At 45.3% G+C, this 19,215-nt stretch carries 16 protein-coding genes; 3 read left to right on the top strand and 13 right to left on the bottom strand.

Annotated elements, in window-relative coordinates:
* Positions 1-12: 12 nt before the first annotated feature.
* Positions 13-702 carry a hypothetical protein gene (locus tag QUA13_RS20380; RefSeq protein ID WP_333201382.1) on the top strand — a complete coding sequence of 230 codons (690 nt, stop codon included), beginning with the start codon at positions 13-15 and terminating at the stop codon, positions 700-702.
* Positions 703-860: 158 nt separating this feature from the next.
* On the opposite strand, the gene QUA13_RS20375 is transcribed toward QUA13_RS20380, so the two are convergent.
* The 5 genes from QUA13_RS20375 to QUA13_RS20355 all read right to left on the bottom strand — a co-directional run bounded on the left by QUA13_RS20375 (position 861) and on the right by QUA13_RS20355 (position 6,683).
* Positions 861-1,520, bottom strand: a complete 660-nt coding sequence (locus tag QUA13_RS20375; RefSeq protein ID WP_333201380.1) for a type I restriction endonuclease subunit R — start codon at positions 1,518-1,520, stop codon at positions 861-863.
* Positions 1,517-3,001 (bottom strand): DUF697 domain-containing protein, encoded by a 1,485-nt coding sequence (locus QUA13_RS20370; RefSeq protein WP_333201378.1) that lies wholly within the window; start codon positions 2,999-3,001, stop codon positions 1,517-1,519. Before QUA13_RS20370 ends, QUA13_RS20375 begins: the two co-directional genes overlap by 4 nt.
* A 335-nt stretch (positions 3,002-3,336) precedes the next feature.
* Entirely contained in the window at positions 3,337-4,785 is a 1,449-nt protein-coding gene (locus QUA13_RS20365) for a slr1306 family protein (protein WP_333201376.1), read from the bottom strand.
* Between the two features lie 259 nt (positions 4,786-5,044).
* Positions 5,045-6,127: an ATP-dependent 6-phosphofructokinase gene (locus QUA13_RS20360; RefSeq protein ID WP_333190961.1), complete on the bottom strand. Its 1,083-nt coding sequence runs from the start codon at positions 6,125-6,127 to the stop codon at positions 5,045-5,047.
* Between the two features lie 313 nt (positions 6,128-6,440).
* The gene (locus QUA13_RS20355) at positions 6,441-6,683 is read right to left on the bottom strand and encodes a hypothetical protein (RefSeq protein WP_172187246.1); all 243 of its coding nucleotides are present in this window, start codon (positions 6,681-6,683) and stop codon (positions 6,441-6,443) included.
* A 137-nt stretch (positions 6,684-6,820) separates the two neighbouring features.
* On the opposite strand from QUA13_RS20355, the gene QUA13_RS20350 reads away from it, so the two are divergent.
* Positions 6,821-7,330, top strand: coding sequence for a hypothetical protein (locus QUA13_RS20350; protein ID WP_172187248.1), 510 nt, complete (start codon positions 6,821-6,823; stop codon positions 7,328-7,330).
* A gap of 208 nt (positions 7,331-7,538) precedes the next feature.
* Positions 7,539-8,354, top strand: a complete 816-nt coding sequence (locus QUA13_RS20345) for an FkbM family methyltransferase (RefSeq protein ID WP_333201374.1) — start codon at positions 7,539-7,541, stop codon at positions 8,352-8,354.
* A gap of 463 nt (positions 8,355-8,817) precedes the next feature.
* Here QUA13_RS20345 and QUA13_RS20340 read toward each other — a convergent pair whose 3' ends face one another.
* The 8 genes from QUA13_RS20340 to QUA13_RS20305 all read right to left on the bottom strand — a co-directional run bounded on the left by QUA13_RS20340 (position 8,818) and on the right by QUA13_RS20305 (position 19,166).
* On the bottom strand, positions 8,818-10,398 hold the full coding sequence (locus tag QUA13_RS20340; RefSeq protein WP_333201372.1) for a glycosyltransferase: 1,581 nt from the start codon (positions 10,396-10,398) through the stop codon (positions 8,818-8,820).
* 121 nt (positions 10,399-10,519) lie between these two features.
* Positions 10,520-11,962: a xylulokinase gene (gene xylB, locus QUA13_RS20335; RefSeq protein WP_333201370.1), complete on the bottom strand. Its 1,443-nt coding sequence runs from the start codon at positions 11,960-11,962 to the stop codon at positions 10,520-10,522.
* A gap of 267 nt (positions 11,963-12,229) precedes the next feature.
* Positions 12,230-13,045: an alpha/beta hydrolase gene (locus QUA13_RS20330; protein ID WP_333201368.1), complete on the bottom strand. Its 816-nt coding sequence runs from the start codon at positions 13,043-13,045 to the stop codon at positions 12,230-12,232.
* Positions 13,046-13,219: 174 nt separating this feature from the next.
* Positions 13,220-14,725: a mannitol dehydrogenase family protein gene (locus QUA13_RS20325; protein ID WP_333201366.1), complete on the bottom strand. Its 1,506-nt coding sequence runs from the start codon at positions 14,723-14,725 to the stop codon at positions 13,220-13,222.
* On the bottom strand, positions 14,726-15,838 hold the full coding sequence (locus tag QUA13_RS20320) for a sn-glycerol-3-phosphate ABC transporter ATP-binding protein UgpC (RefSeq protein WP_333201364.1): 1,113 nt from the start codon (positions 15,836-15,838) through the stop codon (positions 14,726-14,728).
* A 35-nt stretch (positions 15,839-15,873) separates the two neighbouring features.
* Complete coding sequence (locus tag QUA13_RS20315) at positions 15,874-16,695, bottom strand: carbohydrate ABC transporter permease (protein ID WP_333190968.1); 822 nt, start codon at positions 16,693-16,695, stop codon at positions 15,874-15,876.
* Position 16,696: 1 nt separating this feature from the next.
* Positions 16,697-17,617, bottom strand: coding sequence for a sugar ABC transporter permease (locus tag QUA13_RS20310; protein ID WP_333201362.1), 921 nt, complete (start codon positions 17,615-17,617; stop codon positions 16,697-16,699).
* Positions 17,618-17,819: 202 nt separating this feature from the next.
* Positions 17,820-19,166: a sugar ABC transporter substrate-binding protein gene (locus QUA13_RS20305; RefSeq protein ID WP_333201360.1), complete on the bottom strand. Its 1,347-nt coding sequence runs from the start codon at positions 19,164-19,166 to the stop codon at positions 17,820-17,822.
* Between the last annotated feature and the right edge of the window lie 49 nt (positions 19,167-19,215).

Here is a 19,215-nt window from a genome sequence, read left to right as displayed (position 1 = left end):
GTGAATAATTCCATGCAGTCATTAAAACAAGTCGGTTCGATTTTACTCTACGTTCTAGGTGCCATCGGGTATGTGGCTATTGTAGCTACTATTGTAGGCGTTTCAATTCTCATCAAGTGGGCAGCTCTGCTACTGGCCGACAAATTATTATATACAATTCTGATTATCGGCGATTTGTTGAGAGGCATCGAAATTATTGAACTGTTAAATATATTAATATTTGCTTTTATCGGTATGGGAGTGGGTGTGGCGACAAATCTTCTACACCCTAAATACGGTCGCAAAATTAGTGCGGCTTTGTTAATAGTTATAGTTCCCTTAGTTTTCATGATTACGCCAGCCATTAGATATAATTCTTGGCTGGAAAAAGTAGAGGAGTCGGATAAATTATTACCCGCGCAAACTGCAACATTAACTAACTCATTTTTGAATAGAAAAGTAGGATTGTCAGGTTTTATCGGTTATTACGTATATACTGGTCAGTTTCCGGTTATCCCGACTAAACAATCGGAGATGAAAGACCTTGACAGCTTTGAAAAAAAAGTTAATTCCAGATTTGTACAGCTAACTGGTATTGCTCCGACTATTGTTTCTTGGTCAATGCGGGTTTGTTTTTGGCTGATTAGAATTTTTTACTTTTCTATAGCGGTAATTGCGACGATCGCGCATTTTAGGGAAGGTGTGAGAATCGCGAGACGGTAATACGATTTTCGATTTTCGATTTTCGATTAAAGAATTGGGAATCATATCAAATCAGGTAGCATCGGAATTAATATTACCCACAATCAGGACACGGCTTGGCCTAAGTCCCTACAATTAATCGCGGTAGGGAAACGGCACTGCCGTGTCCTCCGTTTATATCATTCCGGTGCCACCGGAATTGATATCAGTTGACCAATTTTTATCAAGACTTGAAGAACCGTATAAAGTTCGTTCATTAGAGGAACAGGTGAAAAGATTCTTGATAAGTCATATTTAGGCGGATTCTGAAAGTCTAGCTTGACGAATACAATTTCACTGCCATTTGTCATCGCAGCAAAACTCGGTCTATCCTTGCGGGGATTGGCGGTCATGTATGCTAGTGTTTGGGGAAGTGCAGACATTACTGAAATGGTGGTGCGCTTCGACTCTAAGAGTGTCACCCAAAACTGGTTTTGCATCACTAAAACATCAATCCGTCCCTTGAGAGTTTCTACTTCATCATCCTCGTCATCTAAAACAATTTGTACAGATTTTTCAGCCATCATTTTAAAAGGTGGATCGTAAAAACCCGCTCGTTCCAATAGAGGCGAACCCATGATTAGTGTAACGGTTCCTTCTGTAAGGCTTCCATCATTTAAATGATAGAGATATCGCCGCCGAATTAAATTGAGAGCGGCTTTATCGACTTCTGTAATTTCGGGTAAATCTGCATACCATTCTGGGAAAAATCCTTCGGATTCAGTTCGCGTAATATTGAATCTCGATTCAACATCTGCTAGAGTTTGGATGATTTCAGTAATGGCTGTTGTTTGTGTCATATTTTAAACTCTTGCTGCAAGCGATCGATAATTGTATTGCGCTCGATGGTGGCGAGAATTTCTTGAATTACCGTATCTTGTCCCAGGGGACCCCAGGTGCAGCCTTTTTCTAAATAAACTTGGGCGGCGCGGCCGACAGCGTAGGTTCCGTAAGCTGCTAAGCTAGCTTGAGTGACAGCAACTCCGGCAAAAGTAGAAAAGCCGATGTGCGGGGCAGCAGCCGCCGCACTTTTGCCAAATCCCAACAGAAAACTGCTACCCAATTCTCCCAAAAGTACGCCGCCAGCACTGGAGAAAATAGTCTGCCAAAGTTTCCCGGCTTCGTAACCAGTCATGGGTAAGCCGTAAAGTCTGGATAAAGAGCGAATTAAGGCTAAATCTGCGACACTTGCTCCCATTACATCCAAGAATGCCACTGGGTTTAAACCGACTGCCAAAGCTTTATATTTTGCAAATTGCCAGATTAAATCTTCGGCTTCTGTTTGCCGCAATTTGAGAACGTGACGGGCAATGTTTGCTTCGGCATCTCTAGCTTCAACTAAAGCATTTAGAGCGAGGAGCGATCGACCTTCTCTGTTAAGAATGGTGAGAATTTTATGTTTTAGTTCGTCTATCTGCGCGGGCGGCGACTCCCATTCGTTAGTGACTCTTCCGTCGGACCATTCCACCCGCACTTGCACCGGTGCCGGTTCGGCGGCTACCATGACTATTTCTAATGATTTGGAAGTTTTAGGCGGTGGTTTGGCGGTAGATTTATCGGAGGAGTTGTTTGGGCGATCGGACAAATTTTCGCTATCTGTTTCCTCTGTTACCGCAGCGGCTGCTAACTCTTCAGAATTTCCCAGCGCTTGCAAACTTTGGTAAATAGCTTTTCTGTCTAATTCGGGATAAAGGTCAATTTTATTAAAAACTAAAATTACCGGTTTTTGAGCTGTTTGCAATTCGCACAGTGCTTGATATTCAGTTCGGGTGATATCGCCTGCAACGACAAACAGAATTAAGTCAGCTTGGCGAGTTACTTGTTTCGCCATTTCGCCGCGCACTTCGCCGCCAACTTCATCAAGTCCGGGAGTATCGATTAATTCAACTTGCACCCCTCCTTTCTCCCCCTTGGCAAGGGGGGGTTGGGGGGATTCGTCGCTGTCAAGGAAGGATAAAGGCACACTCCAGCGCACGGAACGCGGCCACTGAGTCACGCCGTTGAGAGGGCCTGTTTGCAGAATTTTGTGACCTAAAAGCGCGTTTAATACGGCTGACTTGCCGCGGCTGACTAGGCCGAAAGTAGCAATGCGGATTATGTTGTGGTCTAGTTTTTCTGAGGTGGAAGTTAAGATATCTAACTGATATTGCAGCGCCGCTTCTAATTCTGTATTATTCGAGTTTCTTTTCCCTTGGCGCAGGTGGGAATAGCGCGCCAGGGCTTCGCGCAAACTGGCGCGGGCAAGGGATAAGCGATTTTCTTGAAGGGAATTGTCAGCCATTGGCGATCGGCTTTTTTAAGCAGGTATAATTGATCGTCGAATTATAAATCCTATTTCTTATTTTAATACAATTTTTTATAAATTTATAATTTTTTATTGGGAATTAGGTAGGGACACGGCACTGCCGTGTCCCTACGGATATCCTGGGCAACCGACCGGATTTAATATCAGATATCCTAGGCGATTGACCGGATTTAATATCAGATGCTGGACTAATTTTAATTGACCGCTGACTTAACGGTTTCTTAATGGCTGCGGCTAGGACACGGCACTGCCGTGTCCCTACGGATATCATGGGCGATCGACCGAATTTAACATCAGACGCTGGACTACTTCTAATTGACCGCCGACTTAACGGTTTCGGGCCCAGATACCTGAGATGAAAGGCGACTCGCCACTTGGTTGACGAAAGATTGCAAGAAGGAAACTTGCTGATTTTGCGTAAATACTGTTTGCAAAGTTTTAGTCAACTGGTCGATATTTAAAATGCCTGTGGCAGCATTTTCCAGTTCTCGACTTTGGAAATATTCAATTAAACTCAGTCCAGCTATTCTGGTAAAATATGCTGCACTAATTCCCTGCACCGCGCCTCCTGCTACATAGGTGACAGCATTGCTTTTCAGCAGCCCAGTAATAGTTTGAGTAGACAGTTCTACTAATCCCAATTTGAACATTTGATTAGCCAAAGTTGCTGCTACTGTCTTAGCTTGCTCTAAGGAAAACTTTTGCTGGTAGATGGCGCCGAGGTCGATTACGAGTTGGGTGCTGATGGCGGTTGTTGCTAGCAAGTCTAAAGCTGGAACCGGGTTAGTAAATACGGCGGCGGCGGCGATGTACTGATATTGTTCGATAATGGGAAGTGCCCGATCGCGCCTGACTGCATTTAAGAAGGTTTTCGCTTCTAATTTGATACTTGCAGCTTCGCGCACTGCACTAGCCCAGACCAACTGTTGCCGTTCTTCCGTTAAGATTTTAGTCAATCTTTCCGTCAGCGCGTCGAGTTGAGAGACTTGATTTTCGATGCGTTCTTGAAATGTGCCGTCCGCTTGGTGTCGGCGCACTTTAATAGAATTGGGAGAAGCTGCGATCGCAATTATATCTTCTGTCCCCAATATGCCTTCCATTCTTTGCTGCAAAGAGTTCAAAACCTGCGACTGCTGTTCAGGCAAATATTGGTCTTGTTTGTTCCAGACTAACAGCACGCGCTGACCGGCAGAAGCTAGCTGAGATAATGTTTTAAATTCGGAATCCGTGATGTCGCCCGCTGTCACAAACAGCACTAAATCACCGTTGATTTTGGCATCGGCATTTGTATTAGCAAACAGCGGTGCTGTTTCTTGTAAACTAAGCTTTTGCGGGTGTTGAGAGGCCCAATTAGAATTTAAAACTTGAATTAAGGCAGTTTTGCCGACAGCTTTGCCGCCAGTTACGGTAATCCGTAAATCTTGTCTGTCTAATTCGGCTCTGAGCCGATCGAGCTTTGCTGTTAGATTAGCTGGATTTGCGGAGTTTTGAGCTTCTGAGGCTAGCAAATTAATTGCTGCTTCCGAAGCCGCGATCGCTTTTTCGGCTGCTTCCCTGTTCGCTAGGGGTTGCGGGAGTGCGAGTTCGAGTTTGGGGGATTGTTGTTTCCACCACCAATACCCCGCACCGGCAGCCGCCAAGCCGATGAGTGCCGTTTCGCCCATTTCTGAACCCGAATGCTGTAGAGTTTCCAACAGCCACAGCGCTGCTGAAAGTCCTATTCCCCCAATTAAAATCGGTCGCCGCAAGTTAAGTGTCATTTTTCCCTTCCTGTGGGTATTTTCGCCAAGCTTAACCTTACCGGGCTTGGCCTCCCTTCCCTATATTCCATCGTACCTCTGCGGCATCCAAACTGGCAGGCGGGCGATGCGACTTTTGGGCGGATTACACCCTAAACCTTTTTCACAAGTGCAAAATGTTTGTAGTAAGGACTTTAGTCTTTGCTGTTGAGTTGAGAAAGAAAGGACTTTAGCCCTCACTACAAATTGTTAATCTTTGAGAAATCGGACGGGTAATTGTCTAGTCTCCCAGACAAATTCCCAAACCGCGAGCCGTTTTAACCAGAGTACCATCGAATTCTACAGGTCTGTATTTGGCGATCGCATCTTCCAGAGGAACGCTCACAACTTCCCGTTTTTGCCAAGATACCATGCAGTCGTATTTCTCTTCGGCAATTAAATCAACTGCTGCGACGCCAAAAGCAGAAGCAATTAATCTTTCTAGCGATGAAGGAGTTCCTCCGCGTTGAATATGTCCCAAAACGGTGACGCGAGTTTCTGCACCGCTGCACTCAGAGATTGTATCAGCTAAATACTGACCAATTCCGCCTAATCGACTTTGACCTAAGCGATTTGTGTGCATTACTAATTCGCCTTCTTCAGTGCGAACTGCCTCCGCTACTATAATTAAACAGTAGTTTTTTCCCCGATCTTGGCGTTCTTGGATTTGGGCGCAGATTTGGGAAATTGTGTAAGGGATTTCGGGAATCAGAATTATATCAGCTCCCCCAGAAATTCCGGCACTGATCGCAATATGTCCGGCGTCGCGTCCCATGACTTCAACAATCATGACGCGACTGTGACTGGCCGCAGTAAAATGCAAGCGATCGAGTGCTTCAGTCGCAATATTGACAGCAGTATCAAAACCGATGGAACGCTCGGTAATTCCGACATCATTATCAATAGTTTTAGGAATAGCAACTAAATTCAAATTGCCGTGTTGAGCAATCTTTCTGAGAATGGCGAGACTACCGTCGCCACCAATACCAATTAAGGCATCCAGACCTAGTTGATGATAGCCTTCGATAATGTCGTCAGAACGATCGCGTAGACTCCCATCAGGCATCGGGAAAGCAAAAGGGTTGCCTTTATTTGTCGTGCCTAGCATCGTACCGCCAATGGTGAGCCACGAGTCTACTTTCTCAATATCCAAGGGAATTGCTTGAGGGGGACGACTCATCAATCCGTTGGTGGCTTGACGAATCCCCATCACTTTCCAATTGTAAGTTCCCGTTGCGCGGTGGACAACGGCTCGAATAACTGCGTTTAAGCCTGCACAGTCACCTCCGCTGGTGAGGATACCGATACATTTTTGTTCTCCCATAATTAATGTCCGACTTTTGTTACTCAGAACATGAGTTGATATTTTTAGATCCCGATCGTCCAATTCTTATTTTCGACGTAAATAGGTAGGCGAAAATAAACTTTACCCTGTAACAGAATGTAAAGCTATCATAACTTTTGTGATGGCTTTCATAAGATATCGCTCTTTCGGGGAGCGTTTCACTTGCTTTTGACTACTTATTTATTTTCAAGCTTAATCGACCTAATTTAGTGCCTCATCTCTGACGCACCATACAAGTTCGATCGGCAACTAAGTAGCACAGCCAATCACCGTCTCCAACAAAACATCAATTTTACTTGGGATTGAGGCGTTTAGAAACTTGGTTAATTATACCGCTGAGAATAGCACCGCCCATCAGAATTCCGAGGGCGGGATTAAATACGGGCTGCCAGAGACTGTACCACAAATCAAAACCGAGATTCACCCCGGTCGATCGACCCGCTACTGCGATCGCAAACCAGCCAAAAATGGCAAACACGAAAAATACATCAGCTACTAAAAGCAAGTTGAGAAAGTTAAGAAATTTATCTTTCATTGTCGAGGGTTCCTTTTGAGTGTATATGTGTCAAGTTTTGGCAAGCGGTTGGTAATGGAGCAGATTGATAGCTGCAACTGGCGATCGAATAAAGATAAAATATCATTCAATTGTTTTCGCGCACAGGCTGTCAAAATATGGTTCGCTATACACTTCCTCAAAGCCCCGAAATTATTTTAACTGTCAAAGGGAAAGATTCAGCCAAAGCCCGCGAAGAAGCGATGGATCGGCTGATGGATCTCATGGATGAGGGCAAGCTGCCTACACAACTCGTGGAGGGATTTGGCCCCAAGCAGTTTGTTGAAGTTAAGGATATCGAAGATGCTGCGTCTGACGGCGAGGACGCGATTACTGAAGCTGTACAGATTTTGAGCAATTTGGCAAGTCTCAAATTGAAAGTCATGGAATCCCGCGAAGAAGCACTCAAAATCCGGGCGGCGATCGACATTTTGTTTACAGATGAGGCTGTGACTGCCGAGGAAATTGGTCGATTGAAAGACGGTTTCAAGGTTCTCAAAAACTTCGCTCAAGCTAACGTCCGCTATCGAGAAGCTAGAAGTAAAGCCGAAGAAGCGCGGGCAATTCTCGACGAAGCTTTGCAATCTGTCGAACCGGAAAACAAGGCGCAGAAGTCGGCAAAACAGTAGCAGGTTGGGTTAGCTAACATCTAGCAACAATCCCAGAAGCTTTTGGGCCTGTTCCATTAAAAATCAATTGTCTTGTGGAACAGGCCCAAAAGCCTGTTACTAAAAAAATGTAGAGAATAGTGGAATATTTGAGATTATTGAGGAACCAACCCACCATGCCACACATTTGACGTTTATTATATACTTTCAAAAAATTACGAGAAAAATTGTGAACCAACAAGCAGGAACTCTCAGAAACTCGATGTCAGGCAGCTTGCTGCTGGCTAAAAACTTAGGTTTTGAACCAAAAACTGTTATTGATGTCGGTGCGGCTTTGGGAACTTTTAACCTTTACGAAACTTTCCCGAATTCGCGGCATTTGCTAATTGAGCCGATCGCGGAAAATGAACCTTATCTCGCCAAAATTTGCCGCAAGCTCAAAAGTGCAGAATACATTATTGCTGCTGCAACCAAAGAATCGGGAGTTTTTACCCTTAACATCAGTCCCGATATGTTGCACTCTTCGATTTCTGAAAATCGCGTTACTGACAGCAGCAATCCTTATTTGAGAAACATACCAGCAATTACTTTGGATGGAATATGCCGGGAAAGAAACTTGTCAGGCCCGTATTTAATTAAAGTTGATGTAGACGGACAGGAATTAGATGTTTTAGCGGGAGCAACTGAAATTTTGCAGCAGACTGAATATGTAATTGTAGAAGTTACTTTGTTCGGTCAGATGTATGATGTAATGAGTTTTATGAAGTCCCAAGGCTTCGCAGCTTACGATATTGTTGATTTGTCATATCGCCCGACTGATAGAGCTTTGTGGCAAGTTGACATGGCTTTTGTTAAGGAATCGGGTCAATTTAGAAGAGATAGCAGTTTCGCGACGGGACAGCAGGATATCGAAGCACTTAACTCGCATCTCAAAGCTTATCGAGAAAGTTTCATCAAACACATTGACACTCATTACAGCGACCCAGTAGAGCCGGAACCAGAGGTAAGTCAAGCAGTTTGGGGCGAAGATTATGTCATCATTTAACTCAAGTTGCTTCCATCTGATACTAAATCAGGGTCGCACTTCGCACGCTTATTTAATTAATCCTCAACATCTAAAAAACTAACTGGTTTTCTAAATGCTGCTATTGCCGTCTATAAGCTTGCAATCTGCTGTAAATTGGCTTTCATTGGATATCAGAAAGTGGGAATGCCGTAATGCGGGCCTCACCATGATAGAAACATCAATGCAGCTAAAAACATTAGAGATCGAGGTTTACGAATTTGAGACGTAGGGCATACCTCCGTAGCTTCTGGAAATAGAGTAAGACCAAGTAAAGCCACTGCTTTTACTTGGCATCAAGCTGTGAAGGAAAAATTCCCCATCAAGCTACGCTGTGACGGGGGAGTCTCAACTACCACAATTAATCCCAAGGCGCTTTTGTTGTGAATCGTTGAGTTGCTGGCGGCCTAAGCTGTCAACCATCAACCAATAGAGGCTCTCAATTCTATTTTTTTAGCCCAAGGTATTGCTGCCAAAATATAGTAGATGTCATTTCCTTTGAAGCACTTTTCCATTGTGTACTTACGGATGACCATTCATTAATACCTTCAGCAGCAACTTTAAACCACCTAGTCAAAAGGTTAGTACCAGCTAATTTATCTACCTCATTTTGGTTATTATAGCTTTTACTAAGCTTTACAATGCTCATGTGAAAGGTTTCTGGATCAGAGTTTTTGATAAAATCTGGACCTTTTAGATAGTCTTCAAAAGATTTTACAACCATCTCTACATGATTATAATCAAATTTGGCTAAAGCCTGAAGTATTACTTTTGTCAAATGCTCAACTGCATCCATATATTCTAGAGAATAATGGATGGAATAAGCTATTAAATCATTACGGAGAGTATAATAATTTTCCCAATTTACATTCTTGGCCGCCGCTGGTTGATGCCACACCGCCAGTGATGGAAAAGCTACAATCTTATTGCCCAACTCTTTTATTCTTAAACCAAACTCTACATCATCTATTTTGATAAAGAAAGGTAGCGGTAATTGAGTTTGTCCAACAAGTTCCTTAGAAAAAGAGAAAAACCAAAATCCGCCATAGTCTACATCTTCGTCCTTGAGCAACCTGTTGAGAGAATTAGCATCTCGTAAATCGATATTATAATTTAAAGCAATTAATGCCCCAGGCCCAAATCCTCTTGTTTTAGAATAGGCGTTGTACGATGCTCCTGCTTCATACAACATATGCTTTTTTTGTAAGTTTAGCAGTCCACCAGCTACAGCAAAATCCGAATTGGCGTACTCATACAAAGGAAATAATCTATAAATACATTCACTTTCTAACTCTATATCATCATCCATAAGCAAAAAATGAGAATAGATGTTTTCCTCTAAAGCTTCGACCAACCCTCTGGTAAAGCCCCCGCTTCCACCAGCATTTATATTAGGAACTAGCCTCAGTTTTGGCTTTCCGAAATCAGCTTCATCTAAAGTTCTACCATTATCAACAACGAATACTTTAAAGTCCTTGGTTTCTAGTAATTCATCTTGAAAAATTGCAGTTAATGTATTTTGTATGAAGTCCTCTTTTTTAAAGGTGCAAATGACAATCCCCAATGATACTTCTCTAGTTTTACTTTCATCAGTTGCTATCCATGCCCCTTTAAATTCGCCCTGTTCACTAGAACAAGTTATTTCAAAATATATTCTGCCCGCTTTTTTGCCTTGAAGGAGATTTATTGGTGAGATTTTTACAGGATCAGAGAATTGACATTTCTCAAAGCTCTCTTCAGAAATTATTTCTTTGTTTTTTTGTCCATCAAATTCTCGGTAAACAGAAACTTTAAAATCGCCTTCAAGTTTCAGCACATAGTAGATAGAGCTAAGAGTTGTATATTGAGTATAAAATCTCTCGTAAAACGAATTAAAGTAAGAATTTGAGGAGACAACACCACCCTGAGATAAAACAACTTTTTTGTCATCTTCCTGGTAGTTTATAGATGCAGATTCATTACACCGTATATATACATCCGAACTCTCGGCTGATTTTGGGAGCTTAATTCCAGCTAATATGTTCATGTAATATCTACCTCTTCTTGTAGTAAAATTAGTTATTTTATTTGACTGATATTAAGCAGTCTTAGCTTAAGAATAATTTGTATATAGCTTCTAGCACGTCCTCCTTGAGGCATAACTCCTATCAAGTTTTTTTAAGTTGTGGATAAAGCGCTTGATATCGCATCCAAGCCTCTTCTAGGGTGGGATTAACAGATTGCGGAGTTGCAGCAAGCGTTGGTGTGGCTGCCAGTTTGATGGTGTCATTAGCATCTGCGTATACGCCAATTCCGATACCTGCCAGTAGAGCTGCACCGCGCGCGGAAGCAGCAGCAACTGTAGTTGCATAGAGGGGTATTCTCAATACATCGGTCAGTAATTGTTTCCAAGGCATTTCTGCCGTTCCACCGCCTGCTAAACGCAGTTCTGTCGCTTTAAAACCTGTTGCCTCAAGTGCCTCAAAACCTTGTCGCAAGGCAAAAGCAACTCCCTCTAAAGCCGATCGCATCAAGTGCGCCTGTGTGTGATGAAGTCCAAGCCCTACCCATGCCCCGCGTACATAGGGGTCAAGGTGTGGAGTTCGCTCACCCGTGAGGTAGGGCAAAAATGTCAACCCTTCACATCCTGGGGGAAGAGAAAACGCTTTAGTATAGACTTCCTGCCAGCTCAAGCCGAGGATACCTCGCACCCATTCAAGCGCTAACCCAGCATTTTGCATTGCTGCAAGGGCGTACCACTGGTTAGGTACGGCGGCTCGATAGAGATGGGTACGACCATGACGATCGATAATTGGTTGCGATCGAGGTGTAATGATTTGAGCGCCTGTGCCGATCGTCAGTTGAACTAATCCAGGCTCTAGTAGTCCGTTACCAAGTGCCGCCGCTGCGGTATCCGCAGCACCAGCGATAACTGGTAAGCCAACAGGTAAGCCAAGATGCTCTGAAGCAATAATTGTTAGGTAGCCTGCGATCGCACTAGAGGGGATAATTTTTGGTAACCAATCACCACGTAGATTCAGCGCTGAGATTGCTTCCCCAGCCCAGTTATCCGACACAACATCGTAAAGCAAAGTACCGCTAGCCTCAGATGGTTCGGTTGCGACTTCTCCAGTCATCCGTAACCGCAGCCAATCTTTTGGCTGGAGTGCCCAACGCGCTTCGCTGTAGACAGTAGCCTCGTGTTCTCGTAGCCACAACAAAGTGGGGCCCGCCATTCCAGCCGTAACCGGGTTGCCCAAGCGCTCTAGAATAGCGGCATCGAGCGAATGATAAGTGTTAAGCGTGGCACTAGAGCGAGTATCTGCCCAGAGGATAGCAGGACGCAGTGGCTGACCAGACTCATCTGCTAGGACAACACCGTGCATTTGCCCTGAAAGTGCGATCGCCTGTACCTCTTGAGCATGATTTCCTACAGCCTTCCTCACAGCCGAGGCAACAGCTAACCACCAATCTTCTGGTTGCGACTCAGCCCATCCGGGGTGGGGTGCACGAACAGGATAAGAGCTTGACGCTTCACCTATTGCAGTTCCGTCTGTCGCTAGGAGCAATGCCTTAGCAGAGCCTGTTCCTAAATCTATGCCAAGCAACATTAGGTTATCCTCAAATACTTAAAAGTTAAGAATTCAAAATTAGATTTGTTGCCAAATATAACCGTCGCCATAGAGATTAGGACACTCTCTGAAGAACGGCTTTCATCGCATCGCGCAAAGTATGGGAGTGGCGTAGCTGTTTGCGAATTCGACTTTTCAACTAAGCCGAGCATTGAATGCGGTTGAACTCAGGCGAATAGGGGGGCAGATAGACAATTTGGGCACCATCCGCTTCAAGCAACTGAGCAGTAGTTATTCCTGTGTGGATTACAGGATGCGTTGTCTGTGCTTCGCCAGAAAATCAAGCATGACCTTCGCTACAGTATCCGCCGACTCTACTACAAAGGCGTGACCGCCTTGCTCGATGATAGCTAGTTCAGCATTGGGAATACCTTGAGCTAGTTGCTCCGAAAATCTGACCGGAGTAAGAAGGTCTTGTTTGCCAACCATAACGAGTGTAGGGCAATGAATGTTTGCAAGCCGATCGCTGGTATCACTGCCAAGAATAGCTCGGCTTTGGTGATATAGTCCATGAGGTGTCGGCGCAAATGGTTGATTCTCAATCCAGGTGATGAGTTGTTCCATTACCCCTGGAATCGAGTAAAACGCATCGGTAAACAGCCAAGGCAAGATAACCCTCTGATAAAGCGTTCCCTCTAATTTCTGTGTCAAGTCGCCAAACAAATTGATGAGTGAATTAAATTTTTCATCTCCCTTTGCCAAAGATGAGAGAAGTATCAAACTTTGGATTTTTTCTGGATATGCCAAAGCCAGTTCTTGAGCAATCTGTCCACCCATTGAATGACCTGCCACATGGACTTGAGAAATCCTCAAGTAATCCAACAGCGCGGCTGCATCAGCCGCCATTTGTTTGATGCTGTAAGGACTGTCTGGCGCTTCACTTTGCCCAACTCCTCGGTTGTCAAAGCGAAGCACCTGATACTGCTTAACTAGCGATCGCATCATTGCAGCCCAAATTGAACTGTCACTGTCAAACCCCGCTATCAGCAGTAATGACTCGTTTTCGCTGGAACCTTGAATGTTGTAGTACAAATCAATTCCGTTGACCTGAATTACTGACACAGGCTTTTCTGCATACTATCGACTTCAATTGCTTGAATCGCTTTCTGGCGGAAGTGATAACTGTAAGGTTTTGCCATGACAGGTTGCGGGGAGACTACTACTGTATAGTCTATGTCCTAATGAAACTGCCAACAGCTATAAAGCTAAAAATCGCAGCTTAAGTTGATAATGCCATTACTGTGCCTGCGAGGATCGGACAAGCGTTCCTTTAGCACCAAACTCATGCAAACTGCGCAACTTGTCAGCAACAGTCTCGACGAAACGTGGCGACTCTACTAAATCGCCAAAAATCTCAAACAGGCTGAGCAAGGGTCTGGGATCTGTTTTACCTGAACGGGCTTGTTCAGTGAGGCTATCAGCTAAGGGGTCATCAATGGGGATAGGACGGTTCTGGTCGTCATAACCATTGAGGTATTGACACCAAGCAGCGATCGTCAAACTTAGGTAATCGATCGCACCTCCAAGTTGTAATTTATCGCGGATCGATCCCAAAACAAACTTAGGAATTTTTGCCGATCCATTCAGACACAGGCGCGGAAGCTGATCGCGAATTTTAGGATTGGAAAATCGTTCAATTAGAGTCTTTTTATACTCGTCTAAATCAATCCCAGGAACTGGTTGGAGTGTTGGTGTCACCTCATCCATCAAGTTAGCGACTGCTTGCCGGAATAACGGGTCTGCCATGACTTCATAAACGTAGGTATAACCTGCCAGAGAGCCGAGATAGCCAATCAACATATGACTGGCGTTAAGCAGCCGAATTTTCATCATCTCGTAGGGATGAACATCGTTAGTCATCTGTACGCCAACGGATTCCCAATCGGGTCTGCCTGCACAAAATGTATCTTCAATTACCCACTGAATAAAAGGCTCCGCGACGCATGGAAACGCATCATCAATACCAAACTGTTGGGCCACCATTTCGATATCTGCTGGGGTTGTCAGCGGAGTAATGCGATCGACCATGCAGTTGGGAAACGCAACCTGTTCAGCAATCCAACGTCCTAACTCTGGATCGCGCATTTCGGCAAATGTCGTTAGCATTTTCCGCACCATGTTGCCGTTGCCCTGGATATTGTCGCAGGACAAGACTGTAAAGGGTGCCAACCCCTGTTTACGCCGCTTTTCGAGTGCGGCTGTCAAAAAACCGTATGTCCCAAGTGGTTGGTCGGGATGTTGCAAATCGTGCTGCATTGTTGGGTGGTTTACATCGAAATTGCCACTTCCTTCAATGTAGTAGTAGCCGCTTTCAGTCACCGTTAGAGTAACAATTCGGCATTTGGGATCTGCTAATGCTTCAATAACTGCTTGACGATTGTCTGGTGCAAACAGGTATCGAGTTATTGAACCGATGATTCGAGCGCGATCGCCTTCTTGCGATCGCTCAACTAAGCTATACAAACAATCTTGGGATTGAAGCGCATCCCGCATCCGCCTGTCATAGTCAAAGTCGAGCAATCCAACACCACAGATTCCCCAATCACTACCAGGATTCTGATGGAAATAATCGTCGAGATAAAGCGCTTGGTGCGATCGATGAAATCCACCAACCCCAATATGCACAATGCCATTAGTAATTTGATGGCGATCGTAATTGGGTACGCGCACGTTTCCAGGTAAACGAAACAGAGATGCTTCATTGAGCTTCATTGTTGAGCCGGTGCTGGTATTGCTGTTCATTTATTTACTAACGGCTAGGTGGTGACGATGAGTTTTTGAAACGGCTTCACCCTGTAAGTCAAACAGATGACAAAGATCGCCGCTTATGTGGACAGGAACAAGATCGCGCAACTGGCTGGAATTATCTCCATCTGTTTGCACGATTAGGGTGTCTCCACCTGCAATCTTGACATAGAGATAGGTTTGTCCGCCCAGTCTTTCTACAACTAACACTTCGCCGTTCACTGTTGCGCTATTACGATCGAGTCGCAGGTGTTCGGGGCGAATTCCCAACGTGGCTCTATCCCCAACCGACAGCTTTCCAGGCTTCACTGGAACAGTCACACTTGCATCACCAGGAAGTTTGACGCTTATACCAGAATCATTGACGGCTGTCACCGTAACCGAGACAAAGTTCATCTTAGGTGAACCAATAAATCCGGCGACGAATAGATTCCGGGGATGGTGGTAGAGATCCAAAGGCGAACCCACTTGTTCTACAATGCCGCCCTGCAACACCACAATCTTGGTGGCAAGCGTCATTGCCTCAACCTGATCGTGTGTCACATAAATCATGGTGGCTTGCAGGCTGTCATGCAAGCTGGCCAGTTCGATCCGCATCTGTACGCGCAAGGAGGCATCCAGGTTTGACAGTGGTTCGTCAAACAAAAACACTTTGGGATTGCGAACCAGGGCACGACCAATTGCTACTCGTTGGCGCTGTCCACCGGATAACTCTTTGGGCTTGCGGTTTAACAGCGGTTCCAGTTGGAGGACATGAGCGACTTCACGCGCCCTTTCATAACGCTGGGCTTTTGGAACACCTGCAAGGCGGAGGCTAAACGCCATATTCTCCGCTACGGTCATGTGAGGATACAAGGCGTAGGTTTGAAATACCATTGCCAACCCGCGTTTATCTGGAGGTACATCATTCACTACCTCGCCATCAATCATCAACTTGCCGGAGGTAATTTCCTCTAGTCCGGCAATCATGCGTAACAAGGTTGATTTGCCGCAACCGGATGGACCAACAAATACAACAAATTCGCGATCGCCAACATCAAGATCGACGCCTTTAATGATCTCTGTATCGGCATATGTTTTGTGAATATCTCTTAAAGCAACTGTGGACATGAAAGACTCCTATTAAATCATTAAAAATCAAATGATTATTTCACGGCACCAAACGTGAGACCGCGTACTAATTGCCGTTGACTCAACCAACCGAAGATTAAAATGGGTGCGATCGCCAGAGTTGATGCTGCCGAAAGTTTTGCCCAAAACAATCCTTGAGGACTGGAAAAAGAGGCAATAAATGCGGTTAAAGGAGCGGCATTAGCCGTTGTTAGGTTGAGGCTCCAAAACGCTTCATTCCAGGACAAAATGATCGAAAGCAAGGCGGTGGAAGCAATTCCAGGTAATGCCAGTGGCATCAGCACATGAATAAGTTCTTGCTGTGTGTTTGCCCCATCCATGCGATCGGCTTCTAGGATATCTTTGGGTACTTCTTTGAAAAAGCTGTAAATCATCCAGACAACAATCGGCAAATTGATCAGGGTGTAAATAATGATCAAACCGATGCGGGTATCCAGCAAACCAGCGTTGCGACACAAGATGTAGATCGGCACCAGCACGCCAACGGGTGGCAGCATTCTAGTGGACAGCATCCACAGCAAGGTACTCTTAGTACGTTTGGTTGGGAAGAAAGACATGGCATAAGCCGCAGGTACGGCAAGCAGCAGCGCGAGTAGGGTCGATCCGAGCGAAACCGCTACACTGTTGAGCGCATAGTTGAAATAGTTTGCCCGATCTTGTATCGCTACATAATTTTCTAATGTCGGCTGGAAAAATAACTGAGGGGGAGTTGCAACCGCCGCCACCTCTGTTTTGAAACTGGTGAGAAACATCCAGAAAATTGGGAAAAACAAGCTGCAAGCGACAAACCAGCCGAGCAAGGTAAATAGCAAACGGCGAGAAGTTTTTTGTGCCATTTTAGGTATCCAAATTACGAGCAACACTACGCATCAGAAAAATTGCCGCGATGTTGGCAAGAATTACCGCAATTAATCCACCCGCTGAGGCACCGCCGACATCAAATTCCAGCAATGCTCTCAGGAAGATGTAATAGGCAAGGTTAGTGGTTGCCACTCCGGGTCCGCCACCTGTGGTAACAAAGATTTCTGCAAAGATAGTCAAAAAGAAAATTGTCTCGATCATGGCAACTACGGCAATGGCGCGGCTCAGATGCGGTAGCATGACGAAACGGAATAAGGCTAGAGCATTTGCTCCATCCATCCGGGCTGCTTCTAGCTGGTCATGATCTAACGACTGAATTGCTGTCAGCAAAATCAGCAGGGCAAAAGGAAGCCATTCCCACGAAACAATGATAATGATGGCAAGCAGTGGAAAATCTGCAAACCAATCGATCGCCCCCAAACCCAAACCTCTTGTGAATTGAGCAAACAGCCCATTCACTGGATGCATCAGCATATTTTTCCAGATTAGGGCGCTGACTGTGGGCATGACGAAAAACGGAGAAATCGCCAGTACCCGCGCAATCCCCTGACCATAAAAGTCCTGGTCAAATAGAATAGCCAGAAGTGTGCCTAGACCGATCGTGATCGCCAGAACAGACACGACCAGAATTATTGTGATGCCGATCGAAGTCCATAAAGCGGGATCGCTCAAGATGAACGTGAAATTTTCAATCCCGATGAATTTGCGTGCATCTGGATTGAGCAGGTTATACCGCTGAAAGGAAAACCATACTGTCATCACTAGCGGCACAATCATCCACAGCAGTAAGGCAATGACGGAAGGCGCAACCAGGGGTAATGTTGATGCCTGTCGCTTGCTTCGTTGCTGGGCGGGTGGCGTTTCGCGGTGATGTTTTACAGCTACTGAAGAAGACATAGCTTAATAGAATTTTTGATTTGGGATTTTAGATTGTGAAAGTTTTATGGGCGAGCATTTGCGTTTTTTCTTGCCTTCCCCGTCAAATTTAGATCCCCCCCAGCCCCCCTTAAAAAGGGGGGAGAATGAGCGTCAAAGTCCCCCTTTTTAAGGGGGATTTAGGGGGATATCCGGGTTTAAGAACATAACCTAGCCCCTCTTTTTACTCGATATATCCGGTGTGTTTCATAAACCGTTCAGTTGAATTCTGCGATTGTTGCAACGCCCGATCGACGGAAAGGCGATTCGTCAGCGCTGCTGCCATCGTTTGTCCAACGGAAGAACCGATGGCCTGAAATTCTGGAATATCCACATATTGAATGCCCTTGTAAGGGGTTGGGTTTGCGGCTGGACGGGTAATATCGGCAGATTCGATCGACCTGAGCACGATCGAAGCAAACGGTGCGGCTTTTTTATAGTTGGGATTGTTATAGGTGGAAGTCCGCGTACCTGGTGGTACAGCAACCCAGCCATTTTGATCGGCCACTAATTGGATGTATTCTTTTGAGGTTGCCCAGGCAACGAACCTTTGAGCCGCTTCAGGTGATTTTGAGGTTTTTGGAACCGCTAATGCCCAAGCCCAGATCCAATTCGAGCCGTTTGGATATTTTTCAATTGGTGCACGGGCAAAGCTAACTTTGTCATAAACTTGAGATTCTTTTGGATTGGATAACAGTCCTGCTGCAACGGTTGCATCTACCCACATCCCGCACTTACCCGTCGAGAATAGCGCTAGATTCTCATTGAATCCATTGGAACTGGCACCGGGCGGGCCATATTTGTTGAGTAAATCGACATAGAAGGCGATCGCTTCTTTCCAGGCTGGAGTATTTATAGTGGGTTGCCACTTCATGTCAAACCACTGTCCGCCAAACGTGTTGACCAATGTGGACAAAAATCCCATGTTTTCGCCCCAACCGGGTTTTCCACGCAGACAAACACCGTAGACTCCATTGGCTGGATCGTGAACCTTACTCGCCCATTCTGTGAGTTGGGAATAGGTTGGCTGTTCGGGAACCGTAATCCCTGCTTTTTCAAACAAGTCTTTTCGGTAATACAGCATGGAACTTTCGCCATAGAACGGCACAGCATAAAGTTTGCCGTTGTTGGAAAGACCTTCTCTGATGGGTTTTATCAGGTCATTTACGTCGTAGCTGGCGGGTAGATCTAATGGTTTTAACCAATCTCGTCTCGCCCAAATCGGCGTTTCATAAGACCCGATTGTCAGGACATCAAATTGCCCGCCCTGGCTAGCAACGTCTGTGGTGGTGCGTTGGCGCAACACGTTTTCTTCTAGGACAACCCACCTCAGTTGAATGTCTGGGTTGGCTTGTTCAAACTTGCTTGAAAGCCCTTGCATGACGACCATATCGCCATTATTGACAGTAGCGATCGTCAGTCTGGTTTTCCCTGCTGCTTGCGAACCTGTCGCACAGGCATACAGCAGTTGCACAAGCACGACTCCAACGAGGAATGCAACCAGCAATTTAGCGAAGCGGGGGATACGCATCGCATAACTCCTTTGATATTAAAAAAATCCGATGATTAAATTGTTGAGT

Source organism: Microcoleus sp. S28C3, from assembly GCF_036700785.1.
GTDB lineage: Bacteria > Cyanobacteriota > Cyanobacteriia > Cyanobacteriales > Microcoleaceae > Microcoleus > Microcoleus asticus.
The sequence above is the reverse complement of the archived record's forward strand: the minus strand, read 5'-3'. Positions and strand labels throughout refer to the sequence as shown.